The following is a 23,156-nucleotide window of genomic DNA, read 5'->3' as shown; positions in this document are numbered from 1 at the left end:
AACCCCAACTGACAGTTGTTATAAATGTTGTAAGGTTGGTATAATAATAATTAAGATATGAATTTTTCGTATCATTCCGACCAAACGGGAGGCATCATGTCCTTTGATACACATTTCCATTACCAGGCTAACGTTAATTTCGAATTATATAAAATCTTTTATTATGCTGCCAGCGCACTCAATTTTTCAAAAGCAGCAGAAAAACTCCATGTCACACAATCCGCAGTGAGTCAAGCCATCAAATCGCTGGAAGGCCAACTGGGGGTTAACTTATTTTATCGGCAAGGCCGTACGATCAGACTCACTTTTGAAGGTGAAATGCTGTATGAACACGTTGAAAAAGCCTTCAATTTTATTCGTTCTGCGGAAAATACGCTGTCCAGCATCAAGTCGCTTGATGAGGGCACGATTTTCATCGGCGCAAGCGATACCATTTCAAGGTATCATCTCATGCCGTACATTAAAGCGTTCCACAGTCAATATCCGCGCGTCAAAATCGCCGTTAACAACAGACCATCGCCTAAATCCGTGGCACTGCTGAAAACAGGCCAAATTGATATTGCCATTATCAACATCAATCCGGATCAAACATATGAAGGCATTGACGTGAGACATTTTATCACCAATGAAAATATTTTTATCTGTCACCCCGACACTGCCGAACTCATTAGCAGAAGCGTCAAGCTCAGTGAAATTAATGAACATCCAGTCATTTGTCTCGAAGAACATTCGACGACGCGCATCATTTTGGAAAAGTTCTACGAAGCTCACGGTTTAGCGCTAACACCCTCCTTTGAGTTTGGCTCTATTGAAGTTATCCTTGAAGCAGTTAAGGCTAATATGGGCGTAGGATTTGTCAATTCAACCGTTGCAACAGATGAAATCGCCAATGGCAGACTTTGTCGAATCAAAACCATCGAACGTATTCCCGAAACTGAAATCGGCATTATCACAAGCAACAACAAGCCGCTGTCAATTGCGGCACAAAAGTTTTTGGCTGTGTTAAGCAAAAGTATGGATTAAATATAAAATGGATCCTTCAACACATATGTTATGCGATTAGGTCTAAAGGAGGCGTTTGATGCAAGCACCTGATGAAATCAACCTGTACATACGCGAAAAAGGCTATTTTTATCTCAATGAAGGTGAACTGGACACACATCTCTTCCATGAAGGTACTTTTTACAAGAGCCACGAATTTCTCGGTGCTCACCCGCTTCAGCGCTTTCATATTGATGCCGTTCGTTTTGTCGTTTGGGCACCTCATGCCAAAGCCATTCATCTGATTGGTGATTTTAATCACTGGAATGAATTCAATCTGCCAATGCAGCGCATTGGCAAAAGCGGACTTTGGCAAATCTGCGTACCGAATGTTCAGCTTTTTGACGCTTACAAATACAAAATAGAAGGACAGCATGGCGATGTCCTCTATAAGGCAGATCCCTATGCATTTCATGCAGAGGAGCGCCCTAAAACCGCGTCAAAGTACTATGACATAAACGGTTATCATTGGCATGACGACCTTTGGGCAGCGGCTAAGGGCGCAAACGATCTTTATCGAAATCCCTTGAGCATTTATGAAGTCAATCTGCTGTCTTGGCGTAAAAAGGCAGACGGCGCTCAATACAGTTACCATGATTTAGCCGAAGCGCTTATTCCCTATGTCAAGCACTTAGGCTATACTCATATTGAATTGATGCCCATTATGGAGCATCCCTTTGACGGTTCATGGGGTTATCAAGCGACTGGTTATTTCGCACCCACCTCGCGCTTTGGCACGCCAAAGGACTTCATGTACTTTATAGATCAGTGTCATCAGGCGGGCATCGGCGTCATTCTGGATTGGGTGCCGGGACATTACTGCAAAGATGAACACGGTCTTTATTATTTTGACGGTTCACCAACGTTTGAATCAGACGATTACGAACTGGCTCACAACGATCAGTGGGGAACGGCAAATTTTGACTATGGCAAGCCAGAAGTCATAAGTTTTCTCATTTCCAACGCACTTTACTGGCACGATTATTATCACATTGACGGCATGCGCGTCGATGCTGTCGCCTATATGCTCTACTTGAATTTCGGCGGCAAACTGTTAAAAAACAAATACGGCGGTATTGAGCACTTAGAAGCGATTGCATTTATTAAAAAACTGAATCAAGTCATTTTTGAACATTATCCAAATACTTTAATGATTGCTGAAGAATCCACTTCTTGGCCTATGGTGACAAAACCAGTTAATGACGGCGGACTCGGCTTTAATTATAAGTGGAACATGGGCTGGATGAACGATATTCTCGAATACATGACACTTGATCCAGTCTACCGCAAAGGATTTCATAAGGCATTGACCTTTTCGATTACCTATGCTTTTTCCGAAAATTTCATTTTACCGCTCAGCCATGACGAAGTCGTCCACGGCAAGCGTTCACTGCTCAGCAAAATGCCGGGGACTTATGATGAAAAATTTGCAAACCTTCGGTTGCTGTACGCCTACATGTTTGCCCACCCCGGCAAAAAACTCGTCTTTATGGGCGGTGAATTCGGTCAGTTTATTGAGTGGAATGAATGGCAGGCACTGGATTGGCACCTGCTGGACTATCCTGCTCATCGCGCCATGCACGAATATGTCCAAACGCTGAATCAACTGTACCAAAATGAAACTTGCCTCTATGAACTCGATGTCGATCACAAGGGCTATGAGTGGGTTGAAGTTGACAATGCCAACGAAAGCATTATCTCCTTTGAACGCATTGACAAATCTGGTGAACGTATGGTGCTCATCTTTAACTTTACACCTGTACTCAGGGAAAATTATCCTGTCGGCGTTACAATACCCGGCACTTACGACGTCATACTCAATACACAAAGTCACGTATTTACCGGCAATCCAAAGGATCATTACCCAACGCATTACCGTTCCAAGAAAGAACTTATGCACCATCGCTTTCACGCGCTTAGAATTACATTACCTGCCTTTGGCGGATTATACTTAAAGTACAAGGAGGGCTAGCATATGAAAGAAGGCAAAATGATCGCCATGCTGTTGGCTGGCGGGCAAGGATCAAGGCTGAAATTATTGACAAAAGACATTGCAAAACCCGCCGTCCCGTTTGGCGGCAAGTATCGCATCATTGATTTCCCGCTCAGCAACTGTTCCAACTCAGGTATTTTTGATGTTGGAATCCTAACACAGTACAAACCGTATCGATTGAACTCCCACATTGGCATCGGCGGTTCTTGGGACTTGGATCGTCGAATCGGCGGTGTTCGGGTTCTGCCGCCCTATACCAGTGAAAAGGGCGGCAGGTGGTATAAGGGCACTGCTAATGCCATCTTTGAAAACATATCCTATATTGATGAACTCGATCCTGAATACGTGCTCATTCTCTCCGGCGATCACATCTACAAAATGGATTATTCAAAAATGCTTGACTTTCACGAAGCCAAAAAAGCAGAGGTCACGATATCCGTCATCGAAGTACCATGGGAAGAAACATCCCGTTTCGGGATCATCAACGTCGATGACACAGACACCATTGTCGCTTTTGAAGAAAAACCCAAAAATGCCAAATCAAACCTCGCCTCCATGGGCATCTATATTTTTAATTGGAAGACCCTCCGAAAATATCTCGTTGCCGATGAGAAAGACCAAAATTCGTCCAATGACTTTGGCAAAGATGTGATTCCGAAATTAAATGATGATGGTAAGAAACTCGTCGCCTACCGTTTTGACGGCTACTGGAAAGATGTCGGTACCATCCGAAGCTACTGGGAAGCCAATATGGACTTGCTGTCGCAGGACAACACCCTCAATCTCTATGATCGAAAATGGAAGATCTATACGCGCAATCGTCACTTGCCGCCTCATTTTGTCGCGTGCAATGCTTCTGTCAGGAACTCACTTATCAACGAAGGTTGCTTTATTGAAGGCGATGTCTGCCATTCAGTCCTCTTTAGTGAAATCACGATTAAACCGGGCGCCAAAATTCACAATTGTGTCGTTCTGCCCGGTGCCGTCATTGAAGAAGATGCAGTTGTTTACAATGCCGTGATTATGGAAAACGTCGTGATTAAGGCAGGCAGTTCTATTGGCGATGCTGAAGATGACAACGTGTATCTCATCAGCAAATCCAAAATCATTGAATCCTAGGGAGGTGACATATGAATAACTGTTTAGGCATTATCAACTTAAGTGAAATCGATACAAATTTCGGCGTCCTATGTCAGAGTAGGCCGACGTCCATGCTGCCTTTTGGCGGACGGTACCGCATTATTGACTTTATGCTTTCCAACATGGTCAACAGCGGTATCTCAGGCATCGGTGTCTTTACCGGCAACAAGGTTCGTTCTGTTATGGATCACCTCGGTTCCGGAAAGCCATGGGATCTGGACCGAAAACTTAACGGGCTCTTTCTCTTTACACCAACCTATGATTACACGTCGACCTATAAGCGCATGGGCGATCTCGACCTCTTCTATCAGAATTCAAATTTCATCAAATTTGCAAAACAAGAGCACTTGCTGCTCTCGAAATCATATATGCTGGCCAATATTGACCTTAATGATGCCTACTGGGACTTCGTCAATTCAGGTGCGGATATTTCCTTGGTTTATAAGCGGGTGACCGATGATTCATTCCGCTACATCGGCTGTGATAAAATCTATCTCAACGATAACGGCACCTTCAAAAGTGTTGGCACGAATCTCGGTAAAGAAGATACGTTCAATCTCTCGCTGGAAATGTATTTTATGAAAAAAGAAGTCTATTTCGATATACTCTTTGAAGCCATTGAACAGGGGTCGGCCAACTTCCTCAAACAAGCGGTTTTCAATCTACTGCACCGCTACAAGGTTCACACTTACCAGTTTGACGGCTATGTAGCGTGCATCAATAACGTTCGCAATTACTTCGATGCCAACTTTGATATCTTAAATCCTGAGATCGCAACGGAACTCTTTTTTAAGAACGGACAGATTTTTACGAAGGTTAAAGATGAACCGTCAGCCTATTACAAAGACAATGCACATGTGAAAAATGCCTTTGTCGCCAATGGCTGTCAAATTGACGGTACAGTAGAGAACGCCATTCTTTTTAGGGGTGTTCGCGTTGAAAAAGGTGCAGAGATTAAAAATGCCATCGTCATGCAAAAATCAGTCATTCGCCGCGGGGTAACGCTCAATCACGTGATTCTCGATAAGCGAACACGCGTCGAAGAGGGAATCTCATTGATGGGCGATCACGCCAGCCCATTTGTCGCCGGCAAGCAATCTGTTATTTCCAAGGAGGCGCTCTGATGATTCAAATTGCATTCATCGCGTCTGAAGCAGCACCCTTTGCCAAAACCGGAGGCCTTGCCGATGTTGCTGGTTCACTGCCAAAAGCACTTAACAGCAGTCAGCTCAATGTTACCGTTTATTTGCCGCTCCATGCTAAAATTGCACCTGAATATCGCAAAGAGATGACTTTTGCCGGTTCCACCAGTGTCGATTTAGGATGGCGTACGCAATATGTCGGCATTTTTCACCTGATTTATGAAGGTGTTTCCTATTTCTTTATTGACAACGAATTCTACTTTAAACGCCACCAGCTCTACGGCAACGGCGATGATGCTGAACGCTACATTTATTTTTCGAAAGCCGTGCTGGCTGCTATGAAGCATTTAAACATGAAGCCGGATATCATTCATACCAACGACTGGCATACGGCAGCCGTCAACACATTGCTGAATTTTTACGGCAAACACGACGACTTTTATCAGGGGATCAAAAGTGTTTTTACCATACACAACCTACGCTATCAGGGAATCTTTGATCCCTATGTCCTTGGCGATCTGTTAGGGTTGCCAATGTCCTATTTTTCAGATGACGGCCTCAAATTTTATGAAAATATCAATTTGATCAAAGGCGGCATCGTTTTCTCCGATGCCGTCACCACCGTTTCAAAAAGCTATGCAGAAGAAATAGCCTATCCGTATTTTGGTGAAAATCTGGAAGGCGTCATTCAGAAATATCAGGATAAACTCTATGGCATTGTCAACGGCATTGACACAGATCTTTACAGTCCGAAAAAAGATCAGAATATTCCCGTTAATTACGATTTGCGAAGCTTAAAGCGCAAAAAGGAAATTAAAATGTACCTTCAGGTTAAATACGGCTTACCGGTGGATGCCAATGTGCCCATGCTCTCAATGGTCACACGCCTCGCCGATATGAAAGGTCTTGATCTCATCGAATGCATTCTGGATGAACTGCTTGAGCTCGATATTCAGTTTCTAGTGCTCGGTACCGGTGAAAAACGCTATGAAGATATGTTTAAGTATTATCAGTATCGGTATCCGGGAAAGATAGCGGCGCGCATTTACTTTGACCAATACGAGTCTCATGCCATTTATGCCGGCTCAGATATTTTCCTTATGCCATCACTCTTTGAACCCTGCGGCCTCAGTCAGCTCATTGCACTGCAATACGGCACCATCCCCGTCGTGAGACAAATCGGCGGACTTCGCGACACAATTTTACCGTATAACAAATACACCGGTGAAGGAACCGGCTTCGGCTTTTTAAACTACAATGCACATGAACTGCTCTTTACCATCAAAGACGCCTTAACCGCATATCAGGATCAAAACGCTTGGCATCAGCTGATGAAACAGGCAATGAAAGCCGATCACAGCTGGAAGCGTTCGTCTAAAGAATACTTGGCGATATATTTAAAAATTTTGGGTATAAGTTAGCCAAACTCAACGATAGGACATCACCGATGTCCTTTTTTCAAAGGAGCGGTTTATATGAAACTTACCATAGCTGAATTTAAACAAGACTACATAGCTCAAATCAAATCATCAACAGCACGTCAGATTAATGAGACGACAGCACTTGAGCGCTACACAGCGCTTGGAGAAATGGTTAAGGAGTATATCGGCAACTTATGGGCCAATACCAACTCCACCTACCGAACGGAGCAAGTGAAACAAATTTATTATTTTTCAATGGAATTTCTCACAGGGAAATTCATGGAAAACAATCTCAATTATCTGGGGATCTATGAAATTGTAAAAGATGGCCTCAGAAGCCTCGACATCGACATCGATGACATTCTAGAAGTCGAAGTAGACCAAGGACTTGGCAATGGCGGTCTTGGCCGTCTCGCCGCAGGATTTCTCGATGCCATGAGTTCTATTTCCATTCCGGGACACGGCTGCGGCATTCGCTATAAAAACGGCCTCTTTGAACAGCGCATCATCGATGGCTATCAAGTGGAATTCCCCGATCGTTGGCTGGTCAACAACAATGTCTGGGAATATAAGCGAAACAACAAAGCGGTTATCGTTAAATACAACGGCCACGTTGAAACCCATATGGACGGCGAACGCCTCAAATTCGAGCTCGTCAATTACGATGCTGTTCGTGCAGTTCCGTATGACACGCCTATTCTGGGATTTGAAAACAATACGGTAAATACTTTACGGCTCTGGTCAGCTGAAGAAATCGACGATATTTTCGACTTTGAAAACTTTTCCAAAGGGAACTATCTAAGTGCTTTTGAGAAAAAACATTCCGTCGAAATCATTACACAAATCCTCTATCCAAACGATGCCTATGATGAGGGTAAGCTGCTTAGGCTCAAGCAAGAGTATTTCTTTGTATCCGCAGGTATTCAGAGTATTTTCAATACTTATAAGAAAATGAATGTGGGCATCAATCGATTCGCCGAATTCGTCGCCATTCATATTAATGATACGCATCCGGCTCTGGCAATTCCAGAACTCATGCGCATTTTGCTTGATGAAGAAGAAATGACCTGGGAAGAAGCGTGGAAAATCACAACGCAGTGCATTTCGTACACCAACCATACCATTATGGCTGAAGCGCTTGAAAAATGGCCGCTCTACATGCTCAGGGATTTGCTCCCGCGCATTACCATGATTATTGAAGAGATCGAAAGGCGTTTCACTGAGGACCTGATCAATGTCTATCATATTACTGATCCCAACCATCTGAGTGCCATGCATATTATCTATGACGGCATGGTGCGCATGGCGCATCTCTCCATTATTGGGTCTCACAGCATTAACGGCGTTGCTAAACTGCACACAGAGATTTTAAAAAACAAAGAACTCAAAGTTTTCTACGATATTTACCCTGAGCGTTTCAACAACAAGACCAATGGCATTATGCACCGTCACTGGCTCTTAAATGCCAATCCGGGCCTTACTAAACTTATTGGCGATACGATCGGCGATGGCTTTAAGAAAAATCCTCGCGTGTTAAGGGATTTACTGAAATACCGTGATGACAAGTCATTCCTTGATGACCTATTTGAAATAAAGCATCAGAACAAAGAGAATCTCGCGAAATACATTAAAGATAAGCAAGGGATTGTCGTCGATCCATATGCCATTTTCGATATGCAGGCAAAACGTATTCACGAATACAAGCGCCAGCATTTGAATATCCTGCACGTGATGCACCTTTATCGCCAGCTCAAAGAAAATCCTAATCTGGATATTCCGCCGCGCGTTTTCGTCTTTGCCGGCAAGTCGGCACCTAGCTATTATGTTGCCAAACAAATTATCAAGCTCATCAATACAGTTGGTTCTGTCATCAACAACGACAAGAGCATTAAGGATAAACTGAAAGTCGTCTTCCTGCCAAACTACGGTGTTTCACTAGCAAGCCATATGATTCCCGCGGCAGATGTCAGCGAGCAAATTTCCACAGCTTCAAAAGAAGCTTCGGGTACCGGCAATATGAAATTTATGATGAACGGTGCTGTAACACTGGCAACACTCGATGGTGCCAATGTTGAAATTATGAATGAAGTGGGCGAAAGCAACATTATTCTCTTTGGCCTAAAAGTTGAAGAAGTTTACGACTACTATCAAAACGGTCATTACAACGCCTATGAAATTTACAACAACAGTCCTGATCTTAAAGCTGTCATTGATGAACTCGTCAACGGTTACCTACCGGTGCCAAAAGATGAATTCATTCCCATTGCAGACAGGCTGCTGCGTTTTAATGACGAATTCTTTATTTTAAAGGATTTCGAATCCTATCGCCTTGCACAGGAACGAATCGCTGAAATATACCGTGACAAGTATCAGTGGAGCAAAATGTCGCTCGCCAACATCGCCTGTTCCGGTGCATTCTCGGCAGACTACACCATTGAGCGCTATGCGACGAGTATTTGGAATGTACAAAAGAAATTACTTGATTTCAAATTGTAATTGACATAACATAATAGTACCTTAATGCAGTATCTTTAATCATTTTTAAAACCATTCCCCTTCGCGTCTATGGATATTTTGTGCCCTGTACGCGACAGTAAAAGGAGTTATTTGATGAACGAAGTGACCTTTCCCATAACAACTAAAAAATTGGGCGTCATCTATACGCCTAAACAGCTTACCGTCAACGTATGGGCACCCACGGTCAACGATGTCAAATTAGCACTGTACGATCATCCCAAAGTACTTCAAAGAACACTTCATAAAATGCTAAAGGACACTGACGGCGTCTACAGCATTACGCTGGCAGGTGACTACCATGGCTACTATTATACCTTTATCATAGACGATCGAGATGAAATCACCGACCCATATGCCACATCAACTAGCGCTAACGGAACACGAGGTGCCATCGTTGATCTTCAAAAGACTAATCCCGAGGGATGGGCTGACGATTTGCCATTGCCGCCAATGCCGCATACAGAAGCGATTTTATATGAATTGCATATTAAAGACTATACGGCCGATCCAACGGCTAAGTCATCCTTCCCGGGGAAATACCTAGGCTTATGTGAAGAGAATACCGCCTACGAAGGTTATGCAACCGGCCTCGACCATCTTGTAGACCTCGGCATTACGCACGTTCACTTAATGCCTGTGTACGACTTTATATCCGTTGATGAACTCAGCGAAGATTTAAATGCTTATAACTGGGGATATGATCCTGAACATTACAATACGCCGGAAGGCAGCTATGCCACTGATCCACAGGACCCTATCTCTCGCATTACCGAATTGAAATCACTTATTCAGACCTTGCACCAAAAGGGCATGCGCGTTATTATGGACGTCGTTTACAACCATACGTATAGGAGCAAACATGCCAATTTCAACATTCTTGCGCCTGGTTATTATTACCGCATGACAAAAGACGGCAAGTTTTCAAATGGCTCCGGCTGCGGTAATGAGCTGGCATCGGAAAATCCGATGGTTCAAAAGTTCATACTCGAATCATTGCGTTACTGGGTGGAAGAATACCATATTGACGGCTTTCGATTTGACTTAATGGCATTGATCGACATGGATACACTGGTACTGATTCAAAAAACGCTGTCAGATATCAATCCGGGCATCCTCATTTACGGCGAACCCTGGATGGGCGGTTTGTCAACCCTTGCCGATTCGAAGCGCCTATTCCGCGGTGCACAGTGCAATAAGGGATTCGCACTCTTTAATGACGAATTCAGAGATGCCATCAAAGGCGATAATGACGGCTACGGGTATGGCTTTCTACAAGGCAACTTAGATTTAAAATACCGAACTCAGATTGGACTGCTGGGTTCCATTCCCTATGATCCAAAATTTATTGGTTTTACGACATCACCCAGCGAAACCGTGAATTACATTAACTCGCATGATAATCTCATCCTTTATGACAAGCTTCAAAAAACCAATCCCACTGGCAACGAAGACGATCTCATTCGCCTTAACAAACTTGCCTTTAACTTGCTGCTCATGGCACAGGGAATCCCATTCATTCACGAAGGTAATGAATTCCTTCGCAGTAAAAATGGTAATCATAATTCCTATAATGCCGATTTAGCCATTAATGCATTGCATTGGGATGAGAAAATGACCCATTATGCTTTTTACTTATATGTGAGAGACTTAATCACCTTCCGAAAAAAAATGAAATGCTTTAGCCTGCATTCTGCTGAAGCCATTCGAAAGCGCGTTAAAATATATGATCGCACGGAACACATCGGCCATCGGACCAATGTCATCGCCATGAGCATACTTGGTGAAGAAACCGATGATTACAAGTGTCTCTTTATTGTTCACAATGCGCAGCCATCGGAACTCATTCTCTCCATCTCAGAAATCATGGGACAGCTTTGCGCGTCTTATCAGCAGAAAATACCGCTTGAGTATTTAAAAATCGAACTGATCTTTGATGAAAGCGGTGTGCGTTATGAGCCCTATCAAGTGGAACATCAAACACATCACTTGATCAAAGTACCGCGATTCAGTTCGGCTATTTATAAATTCTCGCCATTAACCGACGGCGATATCCTTCTCAACATTTGATACTTTTGCAGCTTTTCACAGCAAAGCAACTGTATACTTGATCGTTGAAATATATGTATAAAAAAAGAGCGCCATCATTTTGATGTTCGCTCTTTTCATGCTTTTCTGTTCTATTAGGGTCAACTTTTTCTAACAGCTGCTTGCGCCAACGCCATCGGCATAAATCGAATAGCCATAGCCATTCCATCTGATTTCAACTCTCCCGACAGTATCGAACAAGTATTTTTCCATTATAAAATTGACGCCACCGATATTTTCTTGAATATCTTCTTCACCCAAATGATCTAGACCTAGACCAAAATTTGGGCCGCCTCAACCCATTCCCGCGATATAAATCCTAACATTTTGCGGTTTGTCCTTTTGTTTTTCAAGGACCTCCCTGATTTTATCGCAGGTATCACCATCACATTTAAAGTACATCGTGCTACCTCCTTCAAAAACAACCTTAAATTATTATACCCTACTTCTGAGTGAAACAAAAGCGAAACCCGCGTGTGGGGGGGTATTTTTTTGAAAAAAAAACGACGCATCAGATCGTCGTCTTATTTTTGTTAGCCACAGCTAGAGCAAGAACCACATGCAGATGGCTGAACGTTTACCGGCTGAACCGAATAACCGTTGCCGACCCACTCTACTTTGATTTCGCCAACGCTGTCAAATACTGATTTTTCAAGTACAAAATTAACACCTTCAACGATTTCTGTAACATCTTCGTCATTGATGTTATCTAAGCCAAGGCCAAAGCTCGGACCGCTGCAAGCCATACCCGCGATAAAAACTCTAATATTTTGAGGTTTATCCGCTTGAGCTGCCAAGACTTCTCTAATCTTGTCGCATGTTTCTTTATTCGTCGCAATATACATAATGCTCACCTCCACTACAGACATTATAATACAATTCCTAGTAAATTAGTATAGTTAATTTGAAAATTCAAGAAATGTTCACAAGTTTTTAAAGACCGCCATGTTTTTATGCCGTCTATCGCTTGCGATTACCGTATAGAAGGTGTTTACTGATGTCCAAAATAGTAGATGAAGATCATGCTAAAAACGACGACAAAGGCAAACATAAAGATCGCGCTGGTAATGCCTGAAGCGGTTCGCTGTATTTGTCCAAATTTAAGCTTTAACTTTGCAATTGCCTCAATTTCAGGGCTAATGGATGTATAAATCTGTGCCTGTTCACGTTTTTCTGAAACGGTTTCAAGAATAGCTTCCGTCTGATGCTGCCGTTTATGGCGCACATCTTCAATCGCATGTTCTGTATGCGTTACAATTTGCCTGTAAGTGCCATTTAGAGCCGCCTCTGCATCAATCTTAGCAATACCGCCAAAGAACTCCGACGACTTTTGAGCAATCCATAAAAGACCATTATCGATGATTTTAAAAATGAAGCTAAACAAAATATAGGCAATTTGCATAACAGGAACAAAAATATCCGATTCGATCGAAATCCATGAAAGCGACGGATTCACAAAAATACGGCGACCTTCCGCTTCATCCATAACATAGAGTTTACGTCGGATGACAGCAGCATACAACACACCGCCAACGACGAAAGAAATAACCGCATACCCAATGGTCGTCGCATTAAAAAGCGATAGATGAGACGGCATTTCCATGCCGATTTCATGTGCATAGAGCGACAGCGGCGCAATAATCGTATTGGGCATGACACCCAGCAAAACGATCAAGGCTGCAAGGACACCCATTGGCAGCAAAGCACGCTTATGAACCTGTTCTGCAAACTGTCCATGAAAAGCATCATTCTTTTCCACGAAAACGGCAATGAACAGTTTGAGCATATAGGCCACTGTTAAGCCGCCACCTATAAGGAAAAGCCATTCGGACACTTTGAAGAACATAAAATGCGTGTGATGATAAGCTTCTATAATCGCCTCATGAACCAGCGTCTTCGAAATAAAACCGCTCAGACCCGGCATGCCCGCGACACCGAGAACGCCAATGAGGAAGAACACCTTTAGCTTCTGCTTATTTCTGCCAAACCCACTAATCTTATTAATACTGAGTTCACCGAGAATCATATAGATAATCCCTGCGCCAAAGAATAGCAGAATTTTAAAAAAGGCATGATTGATCATGTATAAAATGGTGCCCACTAGTGCAACACCACCGGATTCACCTAAAATACCTACGAGACCAATCCCCATAAGCATAAAACCAGTCTGGCTCATACTGCTGTAAGCAATAATGCGTTTAATATTTCGTTGCAGCATGGCAAGAATACCGCCTAAATAGATGTTAATCAGACCTAAAGCATAAATTAGCATCGAAAGATACGGATCCGAACCCATCATCTCCACCAATATAATAATAATGCCAAAGAGGCCTGTTTTTAACAATATACCACTCAAAATCGCACTGGATGGCGTCGGCGCTGCTGGATAAGCCTTTGGCAGCCACGTATGAAGTGGGAAAACACTGGCTTTAATCATAAAGCCAAACATAATCAACAGTGCAATAACATATTTTACAGGACCTAGCGTTGGTAAGATAGCTCCCATATCACCAATGTCCAGTGTCCCGGTATAATCAAATTCCATTAAAATACCAAAGAGCATTACCATGCCGCCGGCAATCGCCATGCCCAAGTATGATTTGCCCGCATCGTGGCTATAACGGTCTTCATCGTGGATGACCAATGCATAGGAAGTCAATGACATCCCTTCAAAAAAAGTAAACATATTGAGCAGATTTTCGGACATAAAGATGCCGAGCGTCGTTGCATAGGTCAGCATAAAGAAAAAGTAATAACGGTTTCTATTTTTCTTTTTAATCAAATACTGTGTTGAATACATCGTTGCCAAAAACCATGCAAGGCCTGAAATAAACAACATCGCATAACGCATAATATCAACTTTGAGATGCAATCCCGTTCCCATAATATTGGGCATCACATACTCGATGGGACCTTCTTTGACCGTTTGATAAAGCATGATAATTAACAGCAGTTCTACTGCTGTCAACAAAATATTGAATACATTTCGAAACTTTTCATTTTTATAGCCGAGATAATAACCTATAAACGCGCCCAAAAAAGGAACCAGCAGGATTATTAGCATGAGATTCATATGCGTCACCCCCTAAAAAGCATCTTGAATAACGCCGCCGAGAAAATTGATAATGGGATTCGGAAAAATACCGAGTCCTACGATAACGACGGTTAATAGTACGATTGGATAAAGCATGCCTTTCGGCGGCTCTAATTTTATTGGCTTCGCGTCTGTTGACTCCGCTTCACCATCTTCTGAAAACTCCGCCGCAACCATTTCGTTGCGCAAAGTTTTATTCTCAGTTTCGTGCGCAGTTTCGTGTATCGTGTCCTTTGCCATTTCATGCGTAATCTCTCGTACGCTGTCATCACTCACTTCGTGTAAGGTTTCATGATTCGATTGATAGGCATCTCGCTCATGAGGCTCAGACTTACTGGATACAAAGAAAGACGTCACCGAAATTGGCAGCAGATAACCTGCTGTAAAGAAGGCACTGAGCAGCAAAATAATAATATAGAGAAAATTACCGATATTAAGCGCTCCAAGTCCTAAGAACCACTTGCTGACAAATCCGTTCGTCGGCGGAATACCGACGAGCGAAATGGCGGCAACGGTAAAACAAATCATGGTAACGGGCATCTGTTTACCGATCCCTCTAATCTGATGAATATACTTGAAATGCGTCATGTGTGTAATCGCACCGACGACAAAAAAGAGCGTAATTTTAATCACCGCATGGTTGATAAGATGCAGCATGGCACCCAATAGGCCATTAGGCGTCAGCATGAGAATCCCGAGTAAAATATAGCCAAGCTGCGAAATTGTCGAATAAGCCAAACGTCTTTTCAAGTGATCCTGATGCAGCGCCAACAAAGAGCCCATGACGATTGTCACGACGACAAACGGCATTAAGTATTTTGTGACATCCAGCGCCATAACGGTTTGTGTCCCAAAAATAAAGTAGGTCATCCTAATCAGTGAAAACACACCGCTCTTGACAACAGCTACCGCATGCAGTAGTGCACTGACAGGCGTCGGCGCTACCATGGCATTCGGCAGCCATGAATGGAACGGTACCAGCGCAGCTTTGACGCCAAACCCCAAGAACATGGCAAGATAACTCCATTTAAGCAAATCGCGATTCCCTTCGATGAGCGACAAGTCCACAATACCATGCGCCATAAAACTCATATCTCCTGTAACGGCATAGAGCATCATCATCCCGAGAACGACCAACGTGGCGCCGCCGAAGGAATAAATAATGTACTTTTTCCCGCTTTGAAGCGCTTCTGCCGTTCCCGGATGTATCACCAGCGGCAAAGTACAAAGCGTTAAGAGTTCATAGTAGCCATAGAGCGTAAACAGGTTGCCGGAATAGGCAACACCCATAATAACCGCTAAAGTAAGGGTAAAAAACGTGTAAAACTGGCGATGGCGTTTTTCATGATCCATGTATGCAAAAGCATAAAATGCTGTAAGCACCCATAGCGAAGACGCCAGTAAGCTGAACACGCGCGTCAATTGATCAACTTTAAAGTAAATATCGAGAAAGGCATTGACCTTTAAGATATGTACCGCTGTCAGATCATTGAAAAACAATGAGTACACGACACATATAAAATTGATAATGACCGTTACGGCAACTACTTTTGTAAGATTTTTATCACTAATCAGCCGTTTATTGACAATAAAGAGCGCCCCGATTATGGGGACTAGCAACGGCAGAATCATGCCCAATTTTTCCATTTAAGACTCCGTTTTCTCAGACTGCAATTTTTAATCTATTAATTGTCATGCTTATACCGTATAGACGCCGCGTTCAATAAATTCAATGAGACTGCCTGAGAAAAATCCTACGAGTACCATCAGTACTGTCAAGATTATCAGTGGTAAAAGCTGTTTGATCGGTTTGCTCTTGGAAAGAAAGACTTTGCCATCGAGGTTTTCTTCTCCAAAGTAACCATTGATAATAATCGGAAAATAATAACTGGCGTTAAGCAAACTGCTGATAAGCAAAAAGATAAGCAAATAGAGTTTATCACTTTGTATGGATGCCATTGCCAAATTCCACTTGCTGATAAACCCCGGCAGTACGGGAATACCAATCATGGATAGACCACTAACGGTAAAAATACCAAGAGTGACCGGCATTTCTTTACCAATGCCCCTAAAATCTTCAATATGTTTAAAGCCCGTCTGTTCAATAAATGAACCCGCCGCTAAGAATAAGCTCGACTTTGTGAGTGCATGTGCAACGATATGGTAAATGGCCATGACGACGCCAAGTGTATTGCCAATGCCAATGGCAAAGAAAATATAACCCATTTGAGCGACGCTTGAATACGCAATCATACGCTTTAGTTCTTTTTGAGATCGCGCGAAAAGCGAACCGAAGATCATGCCCATAACGCCAAACAGCAGAACAAGATCCAGAATAACTGTTTCATGAATGATTTGCGTGCCATAGACTTTATAGAACACTTTGATTAGAAAGATAACTGGTGCTTTAATCACCAGTGCAGAGAGAATGGCACTTGACGGACTCGGCGCAGAAGCATGCGCATCCGGCAGCCATATGTGAAGCGGGAACATTGCTCCTTTGATTCCCAAACCAACCGTAAAGAGGATAACACTGATAAGAATCGTGTTTTGTTTGCCGTCTAAATTGGCAATCATCGCTTCGTGAATATAATCCATACTCAAATGACCTGAAAGTGAATAGATAAAGGCAATTCCCATCAGCACGAGGCCGGAACCGAGCGAACTCAAAATCAAGTATTTAAGGCCCGCTTTAATATTTGTTTTCTTATCTTTGACGACAATTATACCGCAGGCAGCCAGTGTGCTCACTTCCAAAAAGACAAAGCCGTTGAATACGTCATTGGTAAAGACGATGCCCAACAAAGACGCCAGCAGTAAAAGATTCATCGTATGAAAAAAGGCAATGCGGCTTTCTTTGATTTCCTTTTCCAAACTATAGTAAGCGTACCAAGTGACCATCAGATCAACAATGGCAAACAACAGTGCAATCAGACTTTCAATTTCACCAATACGCAGCGAAATGCCAAACGGCGCCGGAAAATGACCAATGTCAAAATAATAACCGCCATTTTGGTAGATATAAGCGACATTCACGAATGACAGAACCATCAGTATTGCCAATGCGCCCCCGGTAAGCCCGAAGAGGTGCCGCTTCTTCTTCAGCAGCGGCATGATAAAAGCGCTGAGCATCAACAGCATGATTGAAACCAATGGGATCAGCTTGACGAGATTAGGTGATGCCGTGTTATGAGTGACTAGGGTTAAGCATTGTAGCATAATCATCCACCTCGAATATTTTGTATTTCATCTAATTCAATTGTGCCGTACAACTCATAAAGTTTAATAGTAAGCGCCAGCATAAAAGCAGTCATACTCACGGCTACAACGATTCCGGTCAGCATCAGCCCTGTTGGGATAGGATTGACGTAACCGTTATGATGCAGCACGCCGCCAACGATAATTGGCGCTTCCTTGCCGTCAATATACCCCAGCGAGACAAAGAGCAGGAATATGGACGTATCCATAATATTCATGCCAATTATTTTCTTAATGAGATTATTGTGTAAAAGTAAAATCATAAAGCCGATGCCGAACATGATAACGGCACCGACAAACATGTAATTATTGATGAGGGTCTGCATTGCCAAAATCCCCTTCTTCAAATAAAGTTGCAATAAAATAGAATGTTATGGCAACGACCGCACCGACGAGCACGTTCAGCGGCATAATAAAACCGCCGCTGAAAAGCGAACCAACCGTTCCCGTCCCGACGGGATTATGCCAACCTAAAAAGGCGCCGACAAAGACATAGCCTTTGATCAATCCGTAAAAAATAAGTGCTGTACATGCGATTTTCAACATATAATGGTACTTGAATTTACGGTCCGAAGCTTCCGCACCGTAGACAAAACGATACAAGATCATACTTGCACCTAGAATACTCCCCCCTGCAAAGCCGCCCCCCGGCGACAAATGACCAAACAAAATAACGTAGATCCCAAAAACCTGAACAAATGGTAACAGCAAACCCGAAACGTGTTTAGCAATACTACTTTTCATACCGTGATCCACTCCTTTTCAATACAATCAAAATACAGACGAGTGCTGTAAAAATGACAGAGGCTTCAACGAAAGTGTCAAAAGCTCTGTAGTCTAAAATAATCGCCGCAACAATATTAATCGCTCCGGTATCCTCAATGGCGTCGTCGACATACTTGTCCATTACTTCATTATGCATTGGCAGACTATCCGCCCCCACGGCAGGCATTTCGACGACGGCCAGTAATAAGAATCCTATAAAGCATACAGTTAAAAGCGTTGCTACGATTGGTTTCATTTTTTCATCCCCTTAATTTTTCGAAGTGTGACGATAAACAGAATAGAAGTAATCCCGGCACCAACTGCCGCTTCTGTTATAGCGAGATCCGGTGCATTCATGCGCTGCCATAAGATAGCCATCATCAGCGAATACACCATAAAGATAATGACGGCACCCAATAAGTTTTTTGTCCTAGCTGCTGCGACAGCACCGGCAATCATAATCGCCAGTACCATAATATTAAAAACATCCACGGCCTACTCCTCCTGATGCCGATTTCGATAAATTGCCTTTGCGATTACATGTGTTGCCGTTGGATTCGCCGTCCATAAAAATAGAATGACGAGTACAAGCTTCAAGGCGGCGACTGTAAATCCCGCCTGTAGAATCAATCCCAAAATGCTTAGGACGGCGCCTAATGTATCACATTTTGCAGCACCGTGCGCCCGGGTCAATGCGTCTGGAAATCGTAAAACGCCAACGGTTCCCACAAAGAAGAAAAACAGGCCAAATCCGATTAAAATCATCGAAAGTACATTAATCATTTGATGCCTCCTCGACTATTGCAACAGCTTCCATCTTGCCGTCTGCCGAAAAATCATCGTCAAACAAGCCATCTGGAAATGCTTCGCCATCATCGTCAAGCTCTCTAGCCACAGCAAAAGAACCAATGAAAGAAATCAATGCATAGACGAGTACGACATCAATAAAATAAACTTCCTTCATCAAAAATGAGATCAGCGCGATAATCACCATCGTCTTTGTCCCAATAATATTTATACCAATAATCCGATCGCCTCTTGTCGGCCCTTTGATAACGCGAACCATACACAGGCTAATGGTAACTGCCAAAAAAATGATCGCTACCATATAAAATCTATCCATTTAATTCCCCTTCTATTTCATGAAGCAGTTTCTCCATATGCATTCCTTTAAGCCCCTCTGCATACCGTCTGTTAAGGCAATGCACCCGAAGCCGGTTCCCCGTCATCGTGACGGTCATTGTACCAGGTGTCAATGTTATGGAATTGGCGAGTATCGTCAAAAGCCACGGATCGTGCAGCACACTTTCAAAAGGAATGACTTCAGGTGCAACATCCATATTTTTTGAAAGTGCAATAGCTGCCACTTGAAAATTCGCTTTGACGACTTCAAAAAACAAGATGCCCAGATAAGCAATCCACTTTAATGCCAAAGACGGTGAAAGATAACGTGACACATTGCCGCGCTGATCTTTAAAGGTGATAACAGCCGTTGCAATGATTATTGCGACAAGCATGTTGACAAGTGTCAGCTTCTCACTCAATACCAGAAAAAACACTGACAGCACGATGATTTCCATGATGATATTCTTCACAGTTGCCACCTCCCCTCATTGATTACACGTTATATATAACTCGCAATATTGATGCCAAATTAAAGGCGCACATGCCTACAAAATAGTTGAAAACCGTCTCGACAGTTGAAATACCTGTATCCAAAAAAACAAAAAAAGCCCTAAAAGGCCATTGAAATGCATGTGATTCCCGATAGATTTTTCAGACAATTTAGCTTTATGTATCAAAACGATGCATATTTCGCTAATCTAAGGAAAAAACAATGCATCGATTCGATACACATGTATCAAAACGATGCATTTTCTGATGGATTTATGCTCATCAAAGCTTAATATCGTATTTTTCAATTTTTCGATAAAGGGTACTGCGGCCTATTTCTAACAATTTAGCTGCCTTGGCAAGGTTGTTGTCCGCTGCATCAAGCGCTTTAAGAATCGCTTGTCGTTCAACAACGCTCAGCGGACTGACGCGCGTCAGCTCTCCTGAAATCTGCTGCGGAAGCTGTGATGATGCACCCAACGCATCTTTTACATAGATTGGGAGATGTTTACTTGACAGATATTCGCCCTCACCGACAATATTCGTAACGAGCTGCATCACGTTTTGAAGTTCTCTGACATTGCCGGGCCAATCGTACTGCATCATTTGAAGGTAAAAACTCTCGTCAATAAGGAGCCGTTGGTCATCACGGTTAACAAACTGCGAATAAAATCGGTTTATCAATTTTTTGATATCTTCACGGCGTTCACGCAGCGACGGTGTCTTAATCGGCATAACATTGAGCCTGTAGAACAAGTCGCTTCTAAAGTTGCCCTTTTCTACTTCTGCTGCAAGGTCTTTATGGGTTGCCGCAATCACGCGAACGTCCACGGGGATCACTTCATTGCCGCCAACCCGCACAACTTCTTTGGTCTCGAGGACACGCAGCAGATTGGCCTGTGTGTCAAGCGGCATATCGCCAATCTCATCGAGAAAAAGCGTTCCGCCATCTGCGAGCTCAAATTTTCCGGGATTGCCGCCCTTACGCGCACTGGTAAAGGCACCTTCTACATAACCGAAGAGTTCACTGGCAACCAGATCCCGCGGAATTGCACCACAGTTAATAAAGACAAATGAATGATTTTTACGCTGAGAAGCATTATGAATCCCCTGCGCGAACATTTCCTTGCCCGTACCGCTCTCACCGTGCAGCAAAATCGTCGCATCGGTTGCCGAAACCAGTTTCGCCATGCGAATGGCATCCTGAATTTCCTTGCTTTCACCCAGGATATCGTCAAAAGTATAAATGGCTTTTGAACCGAACAGCTTGTTTACCTGTGAATAAACGCGCTTTGTTTCCCTAAATATCAACAGATATTCCTTTAATGTCTTATCTTGTGCATAGATTGGCTTTGATGAAACCAAAAGTGTTTTCTTTCTGCCGTTGGCATAATACTGAACTTCGCGCTCTTCATTCGCAGATAATTGCGTAATAAAATCGAAAACGGGATTCTTTATCACTTGATCCAGCGTTTTGCCAACCAGCTCATCTAAGGAGCGCCGCATCACTTTTCTGGCATGCAAATTAGAATCCGTAATAACCCCAGCATCATTGACAGTAATAATCCCTTCGGAAATCGACTGCATAATCGCATCCAAATGCTCGTTGGCAATGGTTAAGTCATCATTAATTTGTTTCAGACGTATTTCGTGTTCAATCGCCAGCGCCGATGCGAGCACCATGCCAAGCGTATGCGGGTGAACGGTTTCACAAGTTCCGGAAACACTCAAGACGCCGAGGATATTGCCGTCAATATCTTTAATCGGCGCCGCTGATGTGGTTTTATTATGGAATACTACATTGAAATGCTCTGCGCCGATGACTTGCAATGCCATACCTTTTTTTAGCGCAAGTGCAATGGCATTGGTACCCATTCGCTCTTCAGATAGATTCATGCCTCTGAAACGCTGAAGCTCTGAAAAAACATTGTCGGCACCAATACGCTCTAAAATATAACCATTGGCATCAGAAAAACTGATAATCATACCACTCTCACCGACTGCATTGTAAATACTCTCCATAAAGGGCAGTGCTATATCTAAAATTGGTTTAAAGGCTTCTCGACGCTGTTGAAAGCGTTCGCCCGTCAGCTCTATTTCAAGGGAAGTTGAATGAGGATCAACCCCATAGGCTCTACTGCGCCGCCACGATGCAATAATAATCTTCCGCATTGTTGGATCCGCAACGAGACCGGTTGCCACGTACTTTTCCCAAGCTTTTCGGTATTTTTCTGTCTCTTGATGTAATTTTTTCGACGGCAACGCACACCTCCAGTGTATTCATCTATGCTTTTTACATCTTAATGATACCGTATGCCGGCACCATGCGCAATGTCATTTAGCCAAGCAATATCAATTCCTAGGTTTTATGGCGCGCCCTGAAATTTCGTGTTTTGATGAGACTATTGCACTTCTTGGAACAAAACTTTCGGCTTTGATTCTTACTGTTATCAAGAAAGTAATATCCGCACGCCTCATTTTGGCACCGTTTGATAGATGATATCTGTTCCTCTGTTAATAACGTTGCCAGTTCTAGTGCAACATCTGTCAAGAGCTTCGCCACGCCGTCACCATTTGGCTTAAATGTGATGCGGCTTCCATTGCTGGTTTCTTCAATCCTAGGATAATAAGGTGTTCCGGCTAAATAGCCATTTAATTTCGCCGTCACATCCTCCGAAATATTGCCGTCAAACAAATCACGCGCAAACTGCCTAAGTTCTTTTAAAACAGTTAACGCTTCTTCTGAAATTGTATCCAGTTGGTCTTCCGGCGGCAGCAAGTATGTGTTGAGCCACTGCAAATTATCAAGTTCTTCAATTTTTTCATATTCTAAATACCAAAAGGTATTCACTAAATCAAAGCTACGCGTATACATACCATCTGTAACCTCCTAAACCCATTATTAATTGTTACGTTGAAAATTGGTATTATTTTTAGTGTAACATACTAAATATGATTTTACTAAATACGGGAGACAATTATGAAAATTTTGTTTGCAGGTATTCCTGCTAATTACGGCGCACTTATGTCAGGAACAGAAAAAGCGCCTGCCATATTACACCATGCCGGCTTTGTCACCTAGCGAT

Annotated in this window: 21 protein-coding genes; 7 read left to right on the top strand and 14 right to left on the bottom strand. The window is 43.0% G+C overall.

Annotation, left to right across the window (positions count from 1 at the left end; translation table 11 throughout):
• The first annotated feature begins 96 nt into the window (after positions 1–96).
• The 7 genes from KHM83_RS13990 (at position 97) to pulA (ending at position 11,321) form a co-directional block, all read left to right on the top strand.
• A complete protein-coding gene (locus KHM83_RS13990) occupies positions 97–1,023 on the top strand; it encodes a LysR family transcriptional regulator (RefSeq protein ID WP_213237649.1) in 927 nt (308 codons plus the stop codon).
• A 58-nt stretch (positions 1,024–1,081) separates the two neighbouring features.
• Positions 1,082–3,013 carry a 1,4-alpha-glucan branching protein GlgB gene (gene glgB / locus KHM83_RS13985; protein ID WP_213237648.1) on the top strand — a complete coding sequence of 644 codons (1,932 nt, stop codon included), beginning with the start codon at positions 1,082–1,084 and terminating at the stop codon, positions 3,011–3,013.
• A 3-nt stretch (positions 3,014–3,016) separates the two neighbouring features.
• Entirely contained in the window at positions 3,017–4,153 is a 1,137-nt protein-coding gene (locus KHM83_RS13980; protein WP_213237647.1) for a glucose-1-phosphate adenylyltransferase, read from the top strand.
• Positions 4,154–4,164: 11 nt separating this feature from the next.
• On the top strand, positions 4,165–5,298 hold the full coding sequence (glgD, locus tag KHM83_RS13975; protein ID WP_213237646.1) for a glucose-1-phosphate adenylyltransferase subunit GlgD: 1,134 nt from the start codon (positions 4,165–4,167) through the stop codon (positions 5,296–5,298).
• Entirely contained in the window at positions 5,298–6,737 is a 1,440-nt protein-coding gene (gene glgA, locus KHM83_RS13970) for a glycogen synthase GlgA (protein ID WP_213237645.1), read from the top strand. Before glgD ends, glgA begins: the two co-directional genes overlap by 1 nt.
• Before the next feature lie 54 nt (positions 6,738–6,791).
• Complete coding sequence (locus tag KHM83_RS13965; RefSeq protein WP_213237644.1) at positions 6,792–9,233, top strand: glycogen/starch/alpha-glucan phosphorylase; 2,442 nt, start codon at positions 6,792–6,794, stop codon at positions 9,231–9,233.
• 114 nt (positions 9,234–9,347) lie between these two features.
• The gene (pulA, locus tag KHM83_RS13960) at positions 9,348–11,321 is read left to right on the top strand and encodes a type I pullulanase (protein WP_213237643.1); all 1,974 of its coding nucleotides are present in this window, start codon (positions 9,348–9,350) and stop codon (positions 11,319–11,321) included.
• 129 nt (positions 11,322–11,450) lie between these two features.
• On the opposite strand, the gene KHM83_RS13955 is transcribed toward pulA, so the two are convergent.
• The 14 genes from KHM83_RS13955 to KHM83_RS13890 all read right to left on the bottom strand — a co-directional run bounded on the left by KHM83_RS13955 (position 11,451) and on the right by KHM83_RS13890 (position 22,945).
• Complete coding sequence (locus tag KHM83_RS13955) at positions 11,451–11,600, bottom strand: hypothetical protein (RefSeq protein ID WP_213237642.1); 150 nt, start codon at positions 11,598–11,600, stop codon at positions 11,451–11,453.
• 272 nt (positions 11,601–11,872) lie between these two features.
• Positions 11,873–12,184 carry a hypothetical protein gene (locus KHM83_RS13950; protein ID WP_213237641.1) on the bottom strand — a complete coding sequence of 104 codons (312 nt, stop codon included), beginning with the start codon at positions 12,182–12,184 and terminating at the stop codon, positions 11,873–11,875.
• 146 nt (positions 12,185–12,330) lie between these two features.
• A complete protein-coding gene (locus tag KHM83_RS13945; RefSeq protein ID WP_213237640.1) occupies positions 12,331–14,412 on the bottom strand; it encodes a complex I subunit 5 family protein in 2,082 nt (693 codons plus the stop codon).
• 12 nt (positions 14,413–14,424) lie between these two features.
• Positions 14,425–16,080, bottom strand: a complete 1,656-nt coding sequence (locus tag KHM83_RS13940; protein ID WP_213237639.1) for a complex I subunit 5 family protein — start codon at positions 16,078–16,080, stop codon at positions 14,425–14,427.
• 51 nt (positions 16,081–16,131) lie between these two features.
• Positions 16,132–17,652 carry a complex I subunit 5 family protein gene (locus tag KHM83_RS13935; RefSeq protein ID WP_213237638.1) on the bottom strand — a complete coding sequence of 507 codons (1,521 nt, stop codon included), beginning with the start codon at positions 17,650–17,652 and terminating at the stop codon, positions 16,132–16,134.
• A gap of 2 nt (positions 17,653–17,654) precedes the next feature.
• A complete protein-coding gene (locus KHM83_RS13930) occupies positions 17,655–18,017 on the bottom strand; it encodes a sodium:proton antiporter (RefSeq protein WP_213237668.1) in 363 nt (120 codons plus the stop codon).
• A complete protein-coding gene (locus KHM83_RS13925) occupies positions 17,998–18,435 on the bottom strand; it encodes an MnhB domain-containing protein (RefSeq protein WP_213237637.1) in 438 nt (145 codons plus the stop codon). Before KHM83_RS13925 ends, KHM83_RS13930 begins: the two co-directional genes overlap by 20 nt.
• Entirely contained in the window at positions 18,425–18,712 is a 288-nt protein-coding gene (mbhE, locus tag KHM83_RS13920) for a hydrogen gas-evolving membrane-bound hydrogenase subunit E (RefSeq protein WP_213237636.1), read from the bottom strand. The genes KHM83_RS13925 and mbhE overlap by 11 nt, the downstream gene beginning before the upstream one ends.
• Complete coding sequence (locus tag KHM83_RS13915; RefSeq protein ID WP_343213162.1) at positions 18,709–18,948, bottom strand: Na(+)/H(+) antiporter subunit B; 240 nt, start codon at positions 18,946–18,948, stop codon at positions 18,709–18,711. The genes mbhE and KHM83_RS13915 overlap by 4 nt, the downstream gene beginning before the upstream one ends.
• 3 nt (positions 18,949–18,951) lie before the next feature.
• Positions 18,952–19,239: a monovalent cation/H(+) antiporter subunit G gene (gene mnhG / locus KHM83_RS13910; protein WP_213237635.1), complete on the bottom strand. Its 288-nt coding sequence runs from the start codon at positions 19,237–19,239 to the stop codon at positions 18,952–18,954.
• A complete protein-coding gene (locus KHM83_RS13905; RefSeq protein WP_213237634.1) occupies positions 19,232–19,579 on the bottom strand; it encodes a monovalent cation/H+ antiporter complex subunit F in 348 nt (115 codons plus the stop codon). Before KHM83_RS13905 ends, mnhG begins: the two co-directional genes overlap by 8 nt.
• Positions 19,572–20,051 carry a Na+/H+ antiporter subunit E gene (locus tag KHM83_RS13900; RefSeq protein ID WP_213237633.1) on the bottom strand — a complete coding sequence of 160 codons (480 nt, stop codon included), beginning with the start codon at positions 20,049–20,051 and terminating at the stop codon, positions 19,572–19,574. Before KHM83_RS13900 ends, KHM83_RS13905 begins: the two co-directional genes overlap by 8 nt.
• Positions 20,052–20,352: 301 nt before the next feature.
• Entirely contained in the window at positions 20,353–22,332 is a 1,980-nt protein-coding gene (locus KHM83_RS13895; protein ID WP_213237632.1) for a sigma-54-dependent Fis family transcriptional regulator, read from the bottom strand.
• Positions 22,333–22,429: 97 nt separating this feature from the next.
• The gene (locus tag KHM83_RS13890) at positions 22,430–22,945 is read right to left on the bottom strand and encodes a CGNR zinc finger domain-containing protein (RefSeq protein WP_213237631.1); all 516 of its coding nucleotides are present in this window, start codon (positions 22,943–22,945) and stop codon (positions 22,430–22,432) included.
• Positions 22,946–23,156: the final 211 nt, after the last annotated feature.

The organism is Fusibacter paucivorans, assembly GCF_018390735.1.
GTDB classification, from domain to species: Bacteria; Bacillota; Clostridia; order Peptostreptococcales; family Acidaminobacteraceae; genus Fusibacter; species Fusibacter paucivorans.
The sequence above is the reverse complement of the archived record's forward strand: the minus strand, read 5'-3'. Positions and strand labels throughout refer to the sequence as shown.